Here is a 14,931-nt window from a genome sequence, read left to right as displayed (position 1 = left end):
ACCGGCTACAGGAAGGTCGCCTCCAGGGCCTCGACGAGACCGGGGACCAGGCGCTCGCCCTGATAGAGCGAGGCGTCGTCGTCGTGACTGCGTGAGCGCAGTACGCACCAGGACTGTCCTCCGCGCAGGACCCCCACCACCATGCGGATGTCCTCGCGGTCCGGGCGCTCCTGGAGGAAGGCCAGACGCTCGGCGGCATCGGTGATGGCCTCGGCCTCCTCCTGGGCTGCAGGCGGCAGGACCAGCCGCTCGACGCTGATGGCGGCGCCGTGGACGGAGTCGGGCCAGGCGAGCTGGGCCAGCAGGTGCTCCAGGTCCGCGGCGGGCGGCAGCCCCTCCTGCTCCACCACCATGAGCAGCTCGGGGTTCGAGCGGGCCTCCTCCACGGTGGCGGCGTCCAGGAGGTCGGCCACGTCCGGGTCGGCCTCAAGAGCCTCGGCGGTGCGCGCCAGTGCGAAGACGCGCACCGGCTGGTCCCAGCCGTGGGCCGCCACGTGAGTCTCGGTCTCCGTCACCGCGCGGGCCAGGGCCCCTGCCGATAAGGCTGCGGCTCGACCCGCCCCCTCGGTGGTCGCCTCGTCATGCATTGTGTCAGTCACGCCGCCATCGTCTCACTGGTGGCGCCGCCTCCTCCAATGACGAGGCTTCATCAGTCAGGTGGCGCGCCCTGGCCACCCGAGGCGTTTTCTCATCCTGGAGAAGGTTATGGCCGTGTCAGAGGTGTGTGGGACGATGGTCCGAGCGGCCCCTCCGGCCGATGACGCCATGTTTCACCGTGTGCGAGGCGGCGTCACCACGCACGTCAGACAGGGAGCAGGATCGTGAGCACCAGGCCCGATGACGAGTCCCCGGACTCAACCTCCGAGGAGTCCTCGAGCAAGTCCACCGGCTCGTCCCGGCAGGGCAAGCCTGACAACTTAGCCGGACTGTTCGGCCTTGGACGCATGGGTGGGGGAGGGCCCCGTCCTCCCCGCGCTCCGCGCACTGGTAAAGGCGGCGGCCGTCCCGGTCCGCTGGTTCTGACCATCTCGATCATCGCGGCCATCGCCGTGGCCATCGGCATCCTGTCGCAGGTGTGGACCGAGGTCCTCTGGTTCAGTCAGATCGGGTACGCCCGGGTGCTGTGGACGCAGTGGATCGCCCTCATCGTCCTGTTCCTGGTGGGATTCGGCATCATGTTCGGGGCCGTCTTCGTCTCGATGACCAGGGCCTACCGGGCCCGGGAGATCGGGATGCCCGACGACGAGGCCACGCGCAACCTCGAGGCCTACCGCTCCGTCATCGAGCCCGTGCGACGTCGGCTTACCTGGGCAGTGCCCGCGGTGCTGGCCCTGTTCGGCTCGGCCTGGGAGCTGGCCCCCAGCTGGCGGGAGATTCTGCTGGCCTTCAACTCCCAGTCCTTCGGAGTCAAGGACCCCCAGTTCGGGATCGATATCTCCTTCTACGTCTTCATCCTGCCCGCGGTGCTGACGCTCGTGTCCTTCCTGTCCGGCGTCGTCCTGTTCGCCGGGGTGGCCTCGATCGTCGTCCACTACCTGTACGGCGGTATCTCCGTGGTGCGTAAGCCCCACTTCACCAAGGCCGCACGCATGCACCTGGCGATCTTCCTGGCGCTGTACGCCGTCATCCGGGCCGTGGGCTACTGGCTGGGTCGCTACAGCGCCCTGTACGCCTCCAACTCCAAGTTCGACGGCGCCAACTACACCGACGTCAACGCGGTCATCCCCGCCAACGCGATTCTCGCGGCGATCGGACTGGCCGTGGCCTTCCTCTTCGTCGCCTCGGTGCGATCCAGCTCCTGGCGCCTGCCGATCATCGGTGTGGTTGTCATGATCGTCTCCTCCCTGGTGGTGGGGACCGCCTACCCGCTGGTCATCCAGAAGTTCATCGTCGACCCCAACGCCCAGCGCCAGGAGGCCGAGTACATCCAGCGCAACATCAATGCCACCAAGGCCGCCTACGGCCTGGAGAACGTGGAGACCACCAACTACGACGCCACGACGAAGACGGCGGCCGGCCAGCTGGAGAAGGACGCCGAGTCCACCACCTCGATCCGGCTCCTGGACCCCGGGCTCATCTCGCCGACCTTCCAGCAGGTCCAGCAGAACAAGCAGTACTACTCCTTCGCGAACCGGCTCAACGTGGACCGCTACAAGGTGGACTCCACCAGTCGGGACACGGTGATCGCGGTACGTGAGCTCAACCTGTCCGGCCTGGGCGAGCAGCAGCAGACCTGGGTCAACGAGCACACCGTCTACACCCACGGCTACGGCGTCGTGAACGCCTACGGCAACACGGTGGCCACCCGCGGCTACCCCTCGTTCTGGGAGGGGGGCATCCCCTCCCAGGGCGACCTGGGTAAGTACGAGCCCCGGATCTACTTCGGTCAGTCCTCGCCGTCCTACTCCATCGTGGGCGGCAAGGACAACGGCTCGCCGCGCGAGCTGGACTACCCCGACGACGAGTCCAAGACCGGTCAGGTCAACACCACCTTCGCCGGCAACGGCGGGCCGAGCGTGTCCAACCCGTTCAACCGCCTGCTCTACGCCGCCAAGTTCCGGGAGGCCAACATCCTCTTCTCCCAGGAGGTGCGCGAGGGCTCCCAGATCCTCTACGACCGGGACCCGGCCAAGCGCGTCGCCAAGGTGGCCCCCTGGCTGACCCTGGACAACAGCCCCTACCCGGCCGTTGTCGATCACGATGACAACCCGGCCACTCCCAAGCGGGTGATGTGGATCGTCGACGGCTACACCACGACGAACAACTACCCCTACGCCCAGCACGAGTCCCTGGCCAAGGCGACGGCGACCGCCGACAACAAGGGCGGACTTCTGCGGGCGCCGGAGGAGTCCAACTACGTGCGCAACTCCGTCAAGGCCGTCGTGGACGCCTACGACGGGTCGGTCAAGCTCTACCAGTGGGATGACAAGGACCCGATCCTCAAGGCCTGGCAGAAGGTCTTCCCCGGGACGGTCACGCCCATGAGCCAGATGAGCGCCGACCTCATCGCCCACATGCGCTACCCCGAGGACCTGTTCAACGTCCAGCGCACCATGATGGCGACCTATCACGTCAACGACGCCGCGGAGTTCTACTCCGGTGGAGACTTCTGGAAGATTCCGGATGACCCGACCACACCCGGTCAGGACCAGCAGGCCCCCTACTACCTGACCCTCAAGATGCCCGGGCAGGACCAGGCGAGCTTCTCCCTGTCCAGCGCCTACATCATCGGCGGAAATACCAACCGCAACGTGCTCACCGGCTTCCTCGCCGTGGACTCCGAGACCTCTCCCGGCACCGGGAAGAAGGGGGAGCGTAGTCCGAGCTACGGCAAGCTGAGACTCCTGGAGCTTCCGCGTTCCTCGAACGTGGCCGGGCCGGGGCAGGTGCAGAACATCTTCGACTCCAACCCGGAGATCTCCAAGGAGCTCAACCTCCTGTCCCAGGAGGGCTCCCAGGTCATCAAGGGCAACCTGCTGACGCTGCCCGTGGGAGGCGGACTGCTCTACGTCCAGCCCGTCTACGTGCAGTCGTCGTCGGGAACTCAGTACCCGCTGCTGCGCAAGGTGCTGGTCTCCTTCGGGGACAACGTCGGATTCGCCGACACCCTCTCGGGGGCGCTCGACCAGGTCTTCGGCGGTAACTCCGGGGCGACCACGGGTCAGGAGGCCATCGACGGCGATGCCGCCGCGGCCAATGACACCAATGAGACGACCGACGGTAAGGACCCAACGGCGGATGGCGGGGCCAAGGCATCGGCGAGCCCGAGCGCCGCGCCCACGGCTTCAGCCAGTGCGTCCCCCTCGGCCTCGGCCAGCGCGTCCTCCAGTTCCTCCGCCACCCCGTCGGCCTCGGGAACCTCGGATCCGAAGGCGGAGCTCAATCAGGCGCTCTCCGACGCTCAGACCGCGATGACTGACGCGGACACAGCCAGGAGCAAGGGCGACTGGTCGGCATACGGCGATGCGCAGAAGCGCCTCAACGAAGCCGTCAAGCGGGCCGTTGAGGCCCAGAAGAAGCTGGGCTGAGCCCGGTCGGCCGCCACTGAGGGCGTGCCCTGCGACCCGCCTCACCGGGTGGTGAGCAAGGGCACGCCCTCGTCATTTGCCTCAAGGGTGGGACGCCTCCTAAGGTTGGTCTCACCGACGCGGGGTGGAGCAGTTCGGTAGCTCGCCGGGCTCATAACCCGGAGGTCGCAGGTTCGAATCCTGTCCCCGCTACCACTCCAGAGAAGCCCGGTCCTTCCCAGGACCGGGCTCCTCTGTTCTTGTCTGTTCGGCCGTCCGACTGAAGAGAGGCAACGGCCTTGAGGGGGCGTACGTTATGACGTACGCTTACTGTGTGTCTACGATTCCAGTGACGACCGCTCGTTCTCAGCTGTATCGGCTCATCGACCAGGTCAACGAAGACTCCGAGCCACTGGTCATCACCGGCCAACGCGGCAATGCCGTCTTGGTGGGGGAGGAGGACTGGAGGGCGATCCAGGAGACGCTCTACCTGGAGTCCGTCCCGGGCATGATGGACTCGATCCGAAATGCCCGACGTGAAGGCGTCGAAGCGGGCTCGGAAGAACTCGACTGGTGAGCTCGTGGCGAATCGTGTTCTCACGTCAGGCACAGAAGGATGCGAAGAAACTCACCGCGGCGGGACTCAGGCCTAAAACCGAGAAGCTCCTCAACCTCATGCGGGAGAATCCCTTCGTCAAGCCGCCTCGTGACGCAAAGCTGGTCGGGGATCTATTGGGCTGCTACTCGCGGCGTATCACTATCCAGCAGCGACTCGTCTACGAGGTGCACACCGACGAGAGGACCATCCATGTCCTGAGAATGTGGACCCACTACGAGTGATGACGCCTCCCCGCAGACTCGGCGTGATGCGATTCCTGGAGCCTGGCAGCATTGCGGGCACATGGCTGGGTAGCGCCGGTATCTCCCTCATGAACACGTTCTCGGTTGCTTGCGCGCCCGCGTGGGATCTGTGCGAAACTCAAGTATGGCAAAGAAGCACCCCACCATGGACCGTTCCCTGTACGAGGCAGAGCTGCTGAGGCTGCAGGCGGAGCTGGTCGAGATGCAGGAGTGGGTCAGGGCCACTGGAGCCCGGGTCGTCGTCATCTTCGAGGGTCGTGACGCGGCCGGCAAGGGTGGGGCGATCAAACGCATCACCGAGTACCTCAACCCGCGTATCGCGCGCGTGGTCGCGCTTCCCGTGCCCACCGAGCGCGAGCGCACCCAGTGGTACTTCCAGCGCTACATTGCGCACCTGCCCGCCGCCGGCGAGATCTGCCTGTTTGACCGCTCCTGGTACAACCGCGGCGGCGTCGAGCACGTCATGGGCTACTGCACCCCGGAGGAGCACCGGCGCTTCCTCCAGCAGTGCCCGGTCTTCGAGAGGATGCTCGTCGACGACGGCATCCTGCTGCGCAAGTACTGGTTCTCCGTCCCTCAGAAGGAGCAGTACAAGCGCTTCAAGTCACGCATGACTGATCCTATGCGGCGCTGGAAGCTCTCACCCACCGACTTGGAGGCTCTGCCCCGCTGGGAGGACTACTCGCGGGCCAAGGACGAGATGTTCGTCCACACAGACATCGACTCCGCGCGCTGGCACGTCGTGGAGTCCGCCGACAAGCGCAAGGCGCGTATCAACATGATCCACCACCTGCTGCAGTCCATTCCCTACGAGCACGTGGAACGTCCCAAGATGAAGTTCCCCAAGAAGCCCTCGTTCCCGTCGTCGGGCTACCGCCGCACGGACCGCTCCCTCCAGAGCGAGGTGCCCGACTACGCGGCCACTCTCAGTGAGTCCGACGCAACCGAGCGCTACGTGGACCTTGAGGACCAGGGGATCAGCTAGGGCCGGCGGCTCCTGCGCCCCAACTCCTCAAAGACCTGCCCGACCGGCTCACGGATGATGAGGTCGGCGCGGGAGTCATACGGTGTGGGAGTCGCGTTCATGAGGACTAGGCGCTCACCGGCGTAGTAGTCGATGAGGCCTGCCGCCGGGTAGACGATCAGGCTCGTGCCGGCCACGATCAGCAGGTCCGCCTTCGAGATGGCCCGCACGGCACCCTCTATGACGTCACTGTCCAGCATCTCCCCGTAGAACACGATGTCCGGGCGCAGCACCGAGGCGCACGCGGGGCAGCGGGGGACCTCGCCGGAGCGGGCGCCGTCGACGTCGTCCAGGGTGACGTGCTCGCCGCAGCCGGTGCAGATCAGGCGCGACCAGTTGCCGTGCAGCTCGAGGACCCGCTCGGAGCCGGCCCGCTGGTGGAGGCCGTCAATGTTCTGCGTGACCACGGCCGACAGCTTCCCGGCCCGCTCGAGGTCGGCCACGAACCTGTGCGCCGCGTTGGGGGCCACGCCCTCGCGGGCGTTCTCCTGGGCGAACCACTCCCAGTAGGCCTGCGGGTGCACGGTGAAGAAGTCGATGGACAGCACCTGCTCCAGGGGAATCTCCCGGTCCTGGTGGTAGAAGCCCTTGGCGCCCCGGAAGTCAGGGATCCCCGACTCCGTGGAGACCCCGGCGCCGCCGAAGAAGACGATGCGGCTGGACTCTTCGATCCACTGGGCGAGCAGGCCCCACTGGCTGTCCTGGTGATCCATGCACTCCACCCTAACGCCGGGGACCAATCCTGCACGCGCAGAGCCGGTTGCGACGCCATACGAGACATATGCTCAGGACACAGGCAAGAGTGGACAGCGTCCCGGTGACATAACGCTCGAACTCGCTGGTGGTGATGAAGAGGTTGAAGACCGAGGCGATGAACAGCCACAGAGTCGAGGCATACACAACCCCTCGCGCGGTGCGATCACGCAGGGGACGGCATATCAGACCGCCGTACCTGAGGTACGCCATACCGCAGCTGAACCAGACCAGAAAGAGTGCCAGGTTGACCGGCCTGAGTAGGACAGGAGAGACGGTATAGGCGCCGCCCAGGACGAACCGGCCCAAAGGAAGTCCCAGGGCCAGCAGCAGTTGCAGCACGCCATTGATGAAGAACAAGGCGGCGCATATCACCGCGAGCACAGGTGACTTCATGAGAGCGACTGTATCGGCCTACAGGTCGGCAATGTGAAGAATCGAAGGACGGACAACTCCGCGTCAGGCTGGGACTCAGTGGATCGGTCGGTAGCCAGTGCGATCGGCCTTGATCCGCGCTGCGATGAGCTCAGGCGTCAGGTCGTCGTACATCGCGCCCGTCGCCATATGAGCGAATTGCTCCGTCAGGTTCATGCGGACCGGTCCTCCTTCCTGCCGCGCCGGTTGATCGACTTTCAGCCTCCTCGTAGGACGCTGAGTGATAAGGCAAGGGCCCAGATCAGCGGCGGAATAGTGTGGCTACGCTCCGCCAGACCTGGGCCCTGTGCGTGCTCGTCGTGGGGGAGAGCCTCAGATACCGAAGCCGACCCGGCGGGGCTCGGCCTCACCGAGCTCGACGTAGGCCAGGGAGCCGGCCGGCACGAAGACCTTGCGGCCCTTGTCGTCAGTGAGGGTGACGGCCTTGGTCTCGGCGTCGGCCACGGCGGCCAGCACCTTCTCCTGAGAGTCGGAGGTCTCCAGGGAGAGCTCGCGGCTGGCGTGCTTGATTCCGATCGTGACCTGCATGGGGCTCCTTCGCATCGTCTGTGTGCCGTATTGAGCGGCATAGCCCGTCGGGGAGAGGGGCGTGAACCTGGCTCGATCCTAGGGTGCCGCGGCCGCGCCGACCCTTCGCGCGCCCCAGGAGCCGCGGCGTTTCGCGCCACGCGGAACAGGCGCCGCCGGCGCTTCCGGGTGAAGGGCTTAAGACCGATGACGATCCGTTAACGGTGCACGATCATGTCGGTGGCCCGTGGTGAGATGGTCCCATGCCCCAGGACCCCGTCCGTCTCCTCCCGCCCGCCGAGGCGGCCGAGCTGCCCGCCGCCGACGCCGATGGGCAGCGGGTCCTGGACCGCGTGGCCGAGGGCTCCAACGTCGTCGTCCTGGGGGCTCCTGGGACCGGTAAGACGTCTCTGGCCCTGAGGCTGCTGGCCGAGGCGGTCGCCGGTGGACGCGACGCCGTTCTACTGGCCCCCACCCGGGCGCGGGCCGACTGGCTGCGCGGCCGGGCCGCCCACCTGCTGCGTGAGGGCCATGGCGACGGCGTCGTCCGAGTGCGTACCCCCGCAGCCCTCGCCCTGACGATCCTGACCACCTCCTTGACCATGCGGCCCGCCCCGCTGCCGCCCCCGGTGCTTCTGGCCGGTGCGGAGGAGGACTCCGCCCTGGCCTCCATGGTCAGCACCGTCATCTGGCCAGGGCTCCCCGCCGAGGCCACCGGGTCGCGGGCGTTCCGCTCCGAGCTGCGCAACCTCCTGGCCCGCGCCGGAGAGCTGGGCATCAGCGCCGACGACCTGGCCGACCTGGGACACCGGCTCAACGTCCCCATCTGGGGGCCCGCGTCCCAGCTCCTGCGCACCTGGGACGCGCAGGGGCGGGCCAGCGCCGAGCGCCGGGCCCAGACCCGCAAGATGGACACGGCTCGTCTCCAGGACCGCGCCGTCGAGGCCCTGAGCTCCTGGGGCGTCGACGCCGTCACCGCCCCCCGCCCTGTCCCGGACCTCGTCCTCGTGGACGACTACCAGGACTGCACGGCCGCCACCGCCAGGCTCCTGACGGCCCTGGCGACCCCGGACCCCGACGGGCACCGGGCGCAGGTCGTGGTGCTGGGGGACCCCGACGTCGCCGTGGAGACCTTCCGCGGGGGCACCCCCAGCCTGCTTATCGCCGCCGAGGACCACTCGGGGCTCGCAGCCACCCGCCTGCGGCTGACCACCTGCTACCGAGGCAACCCGGCCATCGCGGCGGTGATCCGCGACCAGAGCGCCCGGGTCCCGGTGACCGGCACGACCGCCCACCGGCAGACGACCCCGGCGCCCGGGTCCTCAGTACGGTCCTCGGCAGGGCCTTCCTCCGGGGCGAGTGACGCTGAGCGCCCGCAGGCGGCGGCCGGCGTCGAAGTCATCCTGGCCTCCTCCGCCTGGCAGGAGCACGCCCACGTCGCCCGGGCGCTCAGGCTCGAGCACGTCCACCACGGCACCGCCTGGTCACAAATGGCGGTCATCGTTCGCAGCGCCGCCGATGCCGAGACCCTCGCCAGGGACCTGCGCAGACGAGGCGTGCCCCTGGCCTCACGCACGCCCGCGGTCCTGCTACGCGCAGAACCGGCCGCAGCCGCGCTCCTGGACATCGTGCGCGCCGCCATCCGCGACCAGCTGGGCGGGCACGGTGAACCGCCCCAGCGAGACGCCGCCATCAACCTCCTCACCAGCCCCCTGGTGGGGCTGACCACCATGGACCTGCGTCGACTGCGCCGCAGGCTGCGCCAGAACCCGCCGGCCGCAACCCCGCACGCCAGCGCGGCCGAGCCCAGTGAGCCCAGTACCTCCACCGGTCCCGCCCCCGTTCCCGCTGCAGGGACCGGGCCCCGAACCGGCGGCGACGCCGCCCTCCTGGCTCTGCTGGCCGACCCTGAGCAGACCTCCGGCTTCGCCCGGTCCCTGGACGGGCAGCCGCTGAGTGCCCAGGCGGAGCGGCTCCTCACCGCAGCCAGGATCCTTGAGGCTTTGCGCTCCGCCATCGGGCAGACCCCGGACGAGGCCCCGCGCGATGTCGAGGCCCTGCTGTGGGCCGCCTGGAACGCCTCCGAGCGGGCCGAGGCCTGGCGCGCCACCGCCCTGCTGCCCTCGGCAAGCTCGGTGCGAACGCTCCTGTCCGAGGCCGCCGAGCACGACCTCGACGTCGTCACCACCCTCTTCAAACGCGCCGAGGTCTGGGCCGAGCGCCACCCGGGCCAGGACGCCTCCAGCTTCCTGGCCGAGCTCGATGCCGAGGTCCTGCCCTCGGACTCCGTGGCCCCTCAGGGGCGGCGCCCGGAGGGGGTGGCCGTCATGACCCCGGCGGGTTGCGCGGGCCAGGAGTGGGAGCTTGTTGTGGTCGTCGGACTGGAGCGGGACCGCTGGCCGGACCTGCGCCTGAGGGACTCCCTGACCCGCACCGGCCTGCTCGTCGACGCCGTCACCGGCCGCCTGACCACAGACACCGCTGCACCGGGGGAGGGAAGCGGCGGCGGCAGCGGCGCCGTGGCCGCCGCCCGGGCGCAGGTGCGCGCCGACGAGCGCCGCATGCTCATCATGGCCCTGTCCCGCGCCTCCAGGCGCCTCCTGCTGACCGCCACCGCCGACACCGAGCACGCCCCCTCACCCTTCCTGACCGAGATCGCCCACAGCGCCGGGATCACCCTGACCGACGCCGACGGCGCCCCTGCCCTGACTCCCGACACCGGCGACCTCACCCTGCGCGGCCTGGTGGGGGAGCTGCGCCACGCCGCCATCTGCGGCAACCTCGAGACGGCCACCGACGCCGAGCGCCGCCGCGGCCGGGCCGCCGTCGACCTGTTGGCCGACCTCGCCCGCCAAGGCGTACCCGGCGCCGACCCCGCCACCTGGATCGGCGCGACCGGCCCCACCTCCACCGCCCCCCTCATCGCCGCCGGCGAGCGGATACGGGTCAGCCCCTCCGACGTCGAGGGCCTGGCCGCCTGCCCGCTCAAGTGGTTCCTGACCCGCAGCGGCGGATCGGCCCCCGCCAGCGACGCCCAGGCCCTGGGCAGCCTCGTCCACGCCGTCGCCGAACGGGCGGAGAAGGAGCACCTGCGCGGTCCGGCCCTGCGCGAGGCCTTCGAGGAGCGATTGACCGACCTCGGCTACCCCGCCACCTGGCAAGGAGGCCTGGCCGCAGACCGCGCCCGCGCCATGATCGAGCGCCTCGACGCCTACCTGGCTGACTGCGACGCCCTGGGCGTGCGCGCCGACGTCGAGCAGCCGGTGCGCGCCGACGTCGACATCCCCCTGAGTGTCCTCAGCCCCGCGGTCCGCCAGCGGGCCGGCCTGCGGATACCGACGAAAGGCGGCAACGCCGTCCCGATCACGATCTCCGGACGCATCGACCGCCTCGAGCACCTCGGCGGCCTGTCGGGAGGCGAACCGGAGGACACGGCCGGACCCGACCGGAACGGCACCGTGCGTGTCATCGACCTCAAGACCGGGCAGCGCGTCCCCAAGGACGTCCAGCGCCACCCCCAGCTGGCCACCTACCGGCTGGCCCTGAGCTCGCAGGGCCTCGACGTCGTCGGCGGAGCCCTCGTGCTCCTGGGCAAGGAGCCCTCCAAACGCTCCGGGGACGGCTACGTTCTGGCCCCGCCGGGCGCCGCACTCGACCCCAGCCCCGCTACCGTGGAACCTGCGGAGCAGCCCGCGGAGGATCCGGGTGATGAGGAAGCGAATGGTGCTACCGACAGCAGCGAGGAGTACTGGGCCGAGGACCTCGTGGCCGCCGCGGCCGTGGCCGGAGTGGGGCCGCAGATCGAGGCCCGCACCGGTGAGCACTGCCGTACCTGCCGGGTCAAGGACTCCTGCCCCGTGCAGGTCGAGGGAAGGAGAGTCGTCTCATGACCCCCACCGCCCCAGACCGGCTCACCCCCCAGGCCCTGGCGGAGGCCCTCGGCATCCACACTCCCACCCAGGAGCAGGCGCGCGTCATCGCCCACCGGCTGAGCCCCCTGCTGGTGGTCGCCGGAGCCGGCTCAGGCAAGACCGCCACCATGGCCCAGCGAGTCGTCTATCTGGTCGCCACCGGGCAGGTCCGCCCCGACCAGATCCTCGGACTGACTTTCACCCGCAAGGCCACCGCCGAGCTCGACCAGCGCGTCGCCTCCCGCCTGGCCGGCCTCAGTGCGGCCGGCCTGCTCCCGGCCACCGGGTCGGAGCACGACAGGGGAGTGGAGGGCACCGCTGACGCGACCGACTTTGGCGAGCCGATGATCGCCACCTACAACTCCTTCGCCGGAGCCCTGGTGCGAGACCACGGACTGCGCATCGGTGTGGACCCCGACTCCACCCTCATCACCCAGGCCCGCTCGTGGCAGATCGTCACCTCCCTGCTCGAGGCGCGCACGCTCCCGCTGCCCAACGAGAGCCTCAGCCACAACGCGAGCGCCGCCCTGGTCCTGGCCGACTCCCTGAGCCAGAACCTGCTGACCATCGAGGAGGCCGCCAAGGACCTGGCCGACCTGTCCGAGCAGTTCACCGCCCTGGCGGCCATCAAGGGCTGCAAGACCCTGGTCGGCAAGGCGCCCGCCGTCATGGCCGAGTGGGAGGCCCTGCTCGACGTCGTCGCCGAGCTGCATGCGCACAAACGTCACCACGGCCTGCTCGACTTCGGTGACCAGATCGCCCTGGCCTGCGCCATCGCCGAGTCCGTTCCCGAGGCCGCCGCCCAGGTGCGGGCCCAGTACCCCGCGGTCCTGCTCGACGAGTTCCAGGACACCTCGGTGGCCCAGGTCCGGCTCCTGTCCGCCCTCTTCGCCGACTCCGGGGTGACCGCCGTCGGCGACCCCCACCAGGCCATCTACGGGTGGCGAGGAGCCAGTGCCGCAGCCCTGGACACCTTCCACCAGCGCTTCAACCCCACCGGCACCGCCCTCCTGGAGTCCGGGACCCCACCGGCTGAGGCCACCCCCGTCCTGGAGCTGTCGACCTCCTGGCGCAACGACTCCACCATCCTGGAGGTCGCCAACGTCGTCTCCGCACCTCTGCGCTCCGGCGTCGTCGAGGACGGGGACCCGGTCGGCGAGCACCTCACCGTCGCCCCCTTGCAGGCCCGTCCCGCAGCCTTCGGCCTGGAGCCCGGCGCGGTGTACGGGGCCTTCCTCCAGGACCCGGCCGAGGAGGCCCGCACGGTGGTCGCCTTTCTTGCCGAGCGCTGGTCTCCCAGTGCCGAGATAGCCGTCCTGTGCCGCACCCGGGCACAGATGGAGCCCATCGCCGCCGAGCTGGAGGAGGCCGGCCTGCCCTACACGATCATCGGCCTGGGCGGGATGCTCTACGTCCCCGAGGTCGCCGACGTCCGTGCCCTGCTGACCGCGGCCTCGGACCCGGAGCGCGGGGACCGGGTGGTCAGGCTCCTGACCGGTTTCGGCATCGGTGCCCGCGACCTGCGGGCCCTGGCGTCGCTGGCCCGCGAGCTCACCCGCCCCGCGACCGAAAGCGGCAAGGAAGCACCAGGACCTCACGGCGACCAGGCCGAGGCCGACTCCCCACTGCTCAGCGAGGCCCTGGACACCCTGCTGCGATGGCATGAGGACGGCGTGCAGGAAGAGCAGGAAGAGTCCGCCGCGGCCCGGGACCTGACCGAGGCCGGGCGGGCAGTCGCGCTGCGCACCGCCCGGGCGATCCGACGCATCCGGGAGGCCGTCTGCCTGCCCCTGCCCGACCTCGTGGCCCTGGCCGAGCAGGCCCTCGACCTCGACATCGAGATCGCCGCCCGGGTCGGCCACCCGATGGGGCACCGCGCCCTCGACTCCTTCCACGAGACCGCCCGGGCCTTCGCCGCCGACACCGACGCCCCCACCCTCACCGGCTTCCTGGAATGGCTCGACGCCGCCGAGGAGCACGAGGACGCCATGAGTGCCCCCGAGGTCGAGCCCTCGCCCGGGGCGGTCCAGCTCCTCACCGTCCACGCCGCCAAGGGCCTGGAATGGGACGTCGTCGCCGTCCCGGGCATGGACGAGCAGGTCTTCCCCTCCTACACCAGTGCCGTCAAGGACGATCTTCGCGTCGCGGAGACCGGCTGGATGGGCTCCACCTCCACCTTCCCCTTCCCGCTGCGGGCCGACGCCGGCGACCTGCCCCCCTTCACCGTGGGGGACCTCGACCCGGCTGTCACCGACAAGCCCCTCCTGACCGAGACGATGAGCGCCTACAAGGAGGCCCTCGGGCGCCAGAGCCTGCGCGAGGAGCGGCACCTGGCCTACGTGGCCTTCACCCGGGCCCGCCACGAGCTCCTCCTGACCGGCTCCCACCTGTCCAAGACCGCCTCCAAGCCCCGTCGTCCCTCACGCTTCCTCACCGAGCTCCAGCGGCGCGACCTCCTGTCTCCCTACGCGGAGGGCTGGGTCGACTTCGATGAGTCCCGCCCCAACCCACTGACCTCCCTGACCCAGGTGGGCACCTGGCCCCCCGACTCCGACGCAGCGGAGACGTTGAGCGGCCAGTCCGCGGAGGCCGGGGGAGAGGGGACCGCGGTCACGGACCGCGTCGCCGCTGTGCGCCGGGCCCGGTACGCGGCCGCCGCCCAGGTCACCGCCGCTATGGGTGGGGCTGAGCCCGTCCGGGAGGCGCCCGCTCAGGCCCAGCCCGACGACGAGACGGTGCAGCGGTGGAGACTCGAGGCGGGACTCCTCCTGGCCGAGCGCTCCCGGGCCCTGGCCGGCGGGCCCGCTGTCCGCCTGCCCGAGCACCTGGCCGCCACCCGCCTGGACGACCTGCGCGCCGACCGCCACCAGTTCGCACTCGACCTGCGTCGCCCGCTGCCACCTGAGCCCCGCGCCGCCGGCCGGCTCGGAACCGTCTTCCACGACGCCGTCGCCCAGCGCCTGAGCGCTCGCGGCACCCTGTTCGGCCTGGGGCAGGCGGGCGTGCCCGACAGCCTCGGACCCCAGGACCGGGACCGCATCGAGCGCTGGCTGGAGACTGCCGAGAACCTGCCGCTCCTGGAGGACTACGTCCTGGCCGAGACCGAGACGGACCGGGAGATCACTATCGGCGGAACCACCCTGCGCTGTCGCATGGACGCCGTCTTCCACCGCTTGGACGGTTCCGGGTGGCTCATCGTCGACTGGAAGACCGGGCGACGACAGGTGCCCGTGGACCAGCTCAGCGTCTATGTCCACGCCTGGGCGGCCTCCCAAGGCGTGCCCACCGCCTCAGTACGGGCTGCCTACGTCTACGTCGACTACCCCGGAGGACGCGTCGATGAGCTCACCGCCGAGGGCCTGCTCAGCATCGAGCAGATCCAGGCGGCTTTGACAGTGGGGTAGGGGTCGCAGCGGGGTCAGGGCCGCAGAGC

10 protein-coding genes and 1 tRNA gene are annotated in these 14,931 nt (G+C 69.7%); 7 read left to right on the top strand and 4 right to left on the bottom strand.

The features are described from left to right. Window positions 1–5: 5 nt before the first annotated feature. Entirely contained in the window at window positions 6–587 is a 582-nt protein-coding gene (locus tag HW274_RS09010; protein WP_075255048.1) for a PPA1309 family protein, read from the bottom strand. 234 nt (window positions 588–821) lie between these two features. Here HW274_RS09010 and HW274_RS09005 point away from each other — a divergent pair, with 234 nt between their 5' ends. The 5 genes from HW274_RS09005 to ppk2 all read left to right on the top strand — a co-directional run bounded on the left by HW274_RS09005 (window position 822) and on the right by ppk2 (window position 5,853). Beyond that, complete coding sequence (locus HW274_RS09005; RefSeq protein ID WP_185988629.1) at window positions 822–4,028, top strand: UPF0182 family protein; 3,207 nt, start codon at window positions 822–824, stop codon at window positions 4,026–4,028. Between the two features lie 118 nt (window positions 4,029–4,146). Continuing rightward, window positions 4,147–4,223: transfer RNA gene (locus HW274_RS09000), tRNA-Met, on the top strand. 118 nt (window positions 4,224–4,341) lie between these two features. Then, window positions 4,342–4,584: a type II toxin-antitoxin system Phd/YefM family antitoxin gene (locus HW274_RS08995; RefSeq protein ID WP_075255046.1), complete on the top strand. Its 243-nt coding sequence runs from the start codon at window positions 4,342–4,344 to the stop codon at window positions 4,582–4,584. After that, window positions 4,581–4,847 carry a Txe/YoeB family addiction module toxin gene (locus HW274_RS08990; protein WP_185988628.1) on the top strand — a complete coding sequence of 89 codons (267 nt, stop codon included), beginning with the start codon at window positions 4,581–4,583 and terminating at the stop codon, window positions 4,845–4,847. Before HW274_RS08995 ends, HW274_RS08990 begins: the two co-directional genes overlap by 4 nt. Before the next feature lie 166 nt (window positions 4,848–5,013). Then, complete coding sequence (ppk2, locus tag HW274_RS08985) at window positions 5,014–5,853, top strand: polyphosphate kinase 2 (protein WP_185988627.1); 840 nt, start codon at window positions 5,014–5,016, stop codon at window positions 5,851–5,853. Here the strand turns inward: ppk2 and HW274_RS08980 are convergent. The 3 genes from HW274_RS08980 to HW274_RS08970 form a co-directional block, all read right to left on the bottom strand. Continuing rightward, a complete protein-coding gene (locus HW274_RS08980; RefSeq protein WP_185988626.1) occupies window positions 5,850–6,605 on the bottom strand; it encodes an NAD-dependent protein deacylase in 756 nt (251 codons plus the stop codon). The genes ppk2 and HW274_RS08980 overlap by 4 nt on opposite strands. Before the next feature lie 10 nt (window positions 6,606–6,615). Continuing rightward, the gene (locus tag HW274_RS08975; RefSeq protein WP_185988625.1) at window positions 6,616–7,041 is read right to left on the bottom strand and encodes a hypothetical protein; all 426 of its coding nucleotides are present in this window, start codon (window positions 7,039–7,041) and stop codon (window positions 6,616–6,618) included. A gap of 351 nt (window positions 7,042–7,392) precedes the next feature. After that, window positions 7,393–7,608: a DUF3107 domain-containing protein gene (locus tag HW274_RS08970; RefSeq protein ID WP_009232349.1), complete on the bottom strand. Its 216-nt coding sequence runs from the start codon at window positions 7,606–7,608 to the stop codon at window positions 7,393–7,395. Window positions 7,609–7,850: 242 nt separating this feature from the next. Between HW274_RS08970 and HW274_RS08965 the strand changes: the two genes are divergently transcribed. Both HW274_RS08965 and HW274_RS08960 read left to right on the top strand, forming a co-directional pair. Continuing rightward, entirely contained in the window at window positions 7,851–11,477 is a 3,627-nt protein-coding gene (locus HW274_RS08965) for a UrvD/REP family ATP-dependent DNA helicase (RefSeq protein ID WP_185988624.1), read from the top strand. Next, on the top strand, window positions 11,474–14,902 hold the full coding sequence (locus HW274_RS08960; RefSeq protein WP_185988623.1) for an ATP-dependent DNA helicase: 3,429 nt from the start codon (window positions 11,474–11,476) through the stop codon (window positions 14,900–14,902). The genes HW274_RS08965 and HW274_RS08960 overlap by 4 nt, the downstream gene beginning before the upstream one ends. Window positions 14,903–14,931 lie beyond the last annotated feature (29 nt).

The organism is Actinomyces sp. oral taxon 169 (assembly GCF_013394715.1).
GTDB lineage: Bacteria > Actinomycetota > Actinomycetes > Actinomycetales > Actinomycetaceae > Actinomyces.
This window is presented reverse-complemented; position numbering and strand designations above follow the sequence as displayed.

Coding starts and splice junctions, on each gene's coding strand:
- HW274_RS08960 (WP_185988623.1), top strand. CDS start 11,474: ATGACCCCCACCGCCCCAGACCGGCTCACCCCCCAGGCCCTGGCGGAG.
- HW274_RS08965 (WP_185988624.1), top strand. CDS start 7,851: ATGCCCCAGGACCCCGTCCGTCTCCTCCCGCCCGCCGAGGCGGCCGAG.
- HW274_RS09010 (WP_075255048.1), bottom strand. CDS start 587: ATGCATGACGAGGCGACCACCGAGGGGGCGGGTCGAGCCGCAGCCTTA.
- HW274_RS08970 (WP_009232349.1), bottom strand. CDS start 7,608: ATGCAGGTCACGATCGGAATCAAGCACGCCAGCCGCGAGCTCTCCCTG.
- ppk2 (WP_185988627.1), top strand. CDS start 5,014: ATGGACCGTTCCCTGTACGAGGCAGAGCTGCTGAGGCTGCAGGCGGAG.
- HW274_RS08975 (WP_185988625.1), bottom strand. CDS start 7,041: ATGAAGTCACCTGTGCTCGCGGTGATATGCGCCGCCTTGTTCTTCATC.
- HW274_RS08980 (WP_185988626.1), bottom strand. CDS start 6,605: ATGGATCACCAGGACAGCCAGTGGGGCCTGCTCGCCCAGTGGATCGAA.